The following is a 2,966-nucleotide window of genomic DNA, read 5'->3' as shown; positions in this document are numbered from 1 at the left end:
TTAGAGAAATACGCTTGTATGTTCCTATAAATAGTGTGGTTATTAAATTCATGTGATATTTGCTCATTTAATAAATTTAATGTTGCTTTGGTTAAAAACATTTAATCGCCTTCTTTCAATTAAATATATTCAATATAATTATAATAAGAACAAATTATGGATGAAATTAATGTGAGGTATAATCACAAATTAGGTTTAGATAAATATTACGACTTGCTTAAAGAACTAGAATATGAAGGTAGAATGAGACTGCTTCACATAGATGGGACTGGAAAAGTTAGGGGAACCGACATATGGTGCATAATTCATTAAAAAATATAGGTGATAGATAAATCTATCACTTATATTTTTGCTAAAATACTTTCAAAATATTCTTATAGTGCTATAGTATTTTGATCATGGAATTTTTTATGACATGTTTCACATAGTACAGTTACATCAGAGAATGTTTCTTTACCTTTATTAATATAGGTGTGATGGTGAACTTGTAATTTTGCAGTGCTACCACATGTGGTACATTCGTTTCCAAAATAAAGTAATGCTGCAGTTTTGAATGTTATCCAATGATTGGTTTTGAGATAGTCTTTATAAGCCATAGACTTAAATCGGTCAATTGTCTCATTGTAGTTTTTATCAATAAATTCAATATCTGCAATGTGTGATGGTTCATTAATTTTTATAACTAATGGTGCAATATTTATATCTTTTAATCTTTCAGCTAACAATATAAACATAGGGTCGTGTGAGTCTGTTATCCCGAGAAAAAACAAAAGATATTTTATTTCTGATAAACTGTAATATAGTTTTCTACAACTAATCTCATTGTTAAATCTATACCCTTCTTCTTCTTCAAATAAACCTTTTTCTTCAATCCAAACCATCCAATTGTTTGCATTTACGTCTTGGTTTTCCTGATAAAACAAGTTCAAATGTTGTACTTTTAGTAGAAAATAGCATTTATCTAATAAACTATTATTTAAATTGAAAACAATGCTTAACTCTTCATTGCTTAGGAAAGTTTCTTCTTTATTCTCACTTACTATCTTTGCTATCTTTCCAATAATAAGTTTTTTATGATTTTCTAGTTCATTATTAAACTCTTGGATAGTTAAATCAGAAAATATGTTAGGTAATATGTTAGATGATGAATAGGTCATAATAATCCTCCTTAAAAAAATTAATAATATAATGTATTCTTATTAGTTTTTAAAAATGCCACATTTTAGATAATTAAAGGTAAATTTTATTTCTTACCTCCAATTACCTTTTTTCATTTTTCTACTTTATAAGTTATTTTATAGCTATCTACCTATAATGTATTAACTTAAGAGTCTGTAGAAATACAGGCTTTATTTATTTTCATTAAAGAAGTTAGTAATTATATGTACGACATTTTTTTAATATGTGTCTTAACGTTATATGGTAAATTTACGCTTTGCGGTTACTACCCCTTAAAAAATAAAAAAAGTGTAATTTAATTTACATCTTAAATAGTATATATGTATTTAAAGAATAATTAAAAGGGGATAGTAAGATGGAAATTTTAAGTTTTATTAAAATTCAAAATGACTTAACAAGAGAAGAATTCAATAATCGATTTAAGATTGAATTTATAGGGACAAACCCAAATGGTGAAGCTGGTTATGGTTTATCGGATGGAACGGTAGTAGTTAGTTGCCCTCACATAAATTGTTGTGGGATTAATGGAAATTGTAAGAAGTGTTGGGAAAATGCTATGTTAAAAACAGAATTTAAAAACAAGGATCTTTTGCTGGGAAATATTAAGAACTGTAAAACAATAAAAGAATTAGATATTTTAACTATGGATGTGGTGAATGATAAAGATAATTTTGAAGCTAATCAAAAGGCTTTTATTAAAAGGAAGAATGAATTAAACGGAGAAATATAAAATAATTCAACATAATATTAAATTATCTTAAATGGCTTGCACTCTATTATTTATATAAAAACTAAATGTGAGTGAAAGAATAACTTAACGACATTTGATATAGGTCAAAAGAATAAAAGGTTATAGGGGGAATATAAAATATGTTAAATGAAAATAAAGCTAGAGAAATAGTAGAATCGATAAAAGATGAGTCAGTAGGATGTATTAACTATTTAGGTATACAAATGGTTCCATCTAATAATAAAATAGGTTATGAGCTATTTCCAGAAGAATTAAAAAGCAAAGTTTACGTTTTTGAAGCATCGGATATAAACAAAATGTATGTCATATGTCAGTATTTTGTAGATTGCAATGGAAGCATTTATAAAGAAACTTATGAAAAGGATCTTAAATGTATAAAAATAAAATAATAATTAAATATCGTGAAATCTAAATTTGACAACTATATATCTATAAGAAATAAAAAATGTCCTATTCTATTTAATAAGTGCATGGGCAAATAAATGAGTGAAAGCAACATATTTTTTACATAAATATGTTATACTAATTATAATTACTTGTTATTGTAAAATATGGTAATAAACAAGTAATTTGTTGTTTAATTAGAGTCCCCTTTAATTAAATATAAAGTAGATAATAAAATGTACCCTATAAAGTAGACTTTTTTTTATTGTCTACTTTATAGGGTACATTTTGAGAGCAGATGTTTTTTTTATATTATATTATCTTTATCATAAACATTTTTTGTAAAAGTAATAATAGTTGAATGTCGTGAAAAGTTCGTTTAACGACAGAAAGACATAAGAAAGCCTAGCGTACACTAGGCTTTCTTATGTCTTTCTTATTACGTATTATAAATTCTTTTCGTAAGCCTGAACCATTTTTTTAACCATTTGTCCGCCTACAGAACCATTCTCTCTTGAAGTTAAATCTCCATTATAACCTTCTGTAAGATTTACCCCTACTTCCTTAGCTGCCTCCATTTTAAATTTGTCTAATCCAGCCTTAGCTTGTGGTAATAATACTTTATTTCTCGACATATTAATAACCTCCTCTA

5 protein-coding genes are annotated in these 2,966 nt (G+C 26.2%); 3 read left to right on the top strand and 2 right to left on the bottom strand.

The window, feature by feature from the left end; translation table 11 throughout:
- The first annotated feature begins 171 nt into the window (after positions 1–171).
- A complete protein-coding gene (locus tag LGK95_RS21935; protein ID WP_226127027.1) occupies positions 172–312 on the top strand; it encodes a hypothetical protein in 141 nt (46 codons plus the stop codon).
- Positions 313–374: 62 nt separating this feature from the next.
- Here LGK95_RS21935 and LGK95_RS21930 read toward each other — a convergent pair whose 3' ends face one another.
- A complete protein-coding gene (locus tag LGK95_RS21930; RefSeq protein ID WP_226127026.1) occupies positions 375–1,157 on the bottom strand; it encodes an HNH endonuclease in 783 nt (260 codons plus the stop codon).
- 377 nt (positions 1,158–1,534) lie between these two features.
- Here LGK95_RS21930 and LGK95_RS21925 point away from each other — a divergent pair, with 377 nt between their 5' ends.
- Both LGK95_RS21925 and LGK95_RS21920 read left to right on the top strand, forming a co-directional pair.
- Positions 1,535–1,909, top strand: a complete 375-nt coding sequence (locus LGK95_RS21925; RefSeq protein ID WP_226127025.1) for a hypothetical protein — start codon at positions 1,535–1,537, stop codon at positions 1,907–1,909.
- A 140-nt stretch (positions 1,910–2,049) separates the two neighbouring features.
- The gene (locus LGK95_RS21920; protein WP_226127024.1) at positions 2,050–2,319 is read left to right on the top strand and encodes a hypothetical protein; all 270 of its coding nucleotides are present in this window, start codon (positions 2,050–2,052) and stop codon (positions 2,317–2,319) included.
- Positions 2,320–2,760: 441 nt separating this feature from the next.
- Here LGK95_RS21920 and LGK95_RS21915 read toward each other — a convergent pair whose 3' ends face one another.
- Positions 2,761–2,949, bottom strand: a complete 189-nt coding sequence (locus tag LGK95_RS21915) for an alpha/beta-type small acid-soluble spore protein (protein ID WP_226127023.1) — start codon at positions 2,947–2,949, stop codon at positions 2,761–2,763.
- Between the last annotated feature and the right edge of the window lie 17 nt (positions 2,950–2,966).

Source organism: Clostridium algoriphilum, assembly GCF_020443705.1.
Taxonomy (GTDB): Bacteria; Bacillota; Clostridia; order Clostridiales; family Clostridiaceae; genus Clostridium_AD; species Clostridium_AD algoriphilum.
The sequence above is the reverse complement of the archived record's forward strand: the minus strand, read 5'-3'. Positions and strand labels throughout refer to the sequence as shown.